Genomic DNA, 485 nt, shown 5'->3' with positions numbered 1-485 from the left:
CGCTGATTATTGCTGTGATCATCTGGCTGGCCGCCACCATCGCCTACTACTTCTGGCTTCAGCAGGTCTTCGTAAAACGCTTTGGCGGCACCATGCATATCACCGTGCCCGAAGAGCAGTACCACATCAGCGCCACCTGGAAAGATGACAACCTGTGGATCGAAAACTACAACCCGGAAACCAACGAGTGCATTTTCCGGGAATATTCCCGTGGCAACATGCTGGAAGGGAAAGTGGTCATCAAGAACTGTAGCCCGCTGCAAAGCACCGGCATGGTTCTGCCTAAAGATTCCGCTGTGCAGTAGCCATAACCCCCCGCGCCAACCGTGACTCTGTGCAGGGTTGGCGCTATCCTGCAGCGCTTTACATCGCACAGGACTCCCCCATGAGCACCTCCCTAAGCACCTTGCTGGACACCCTGAACAGCGCCCCCGAAAGCGTCACTTTCGACGCGGTACAAGCCGTCATTGCCGAGCACTACCATT

Annotated in this window: 1 protein-coding gene; it reads left to right on the top strand. The window is 55.9% G+C overall.

Translation table 11 applies throughout. From position 1 onward, the window contains the following. Window positions 1-305 (top strand): hypothetical protein (locus A3754_RS27415; RefSeq protein WP_063519120.1); only part of this gene is annotated, 305 nt, incomplete at its 5' end. Window positions 306-485: the final 180 nt, after the last annotated feature.

Source organism: Alcanivorax sp. HI0083 (genome assembly GCF_001635175.1).
Note: the sequence above shows the minus strand (reverse complement) of the source record. Positions and strands in the feature narration are given on the sequence as shown.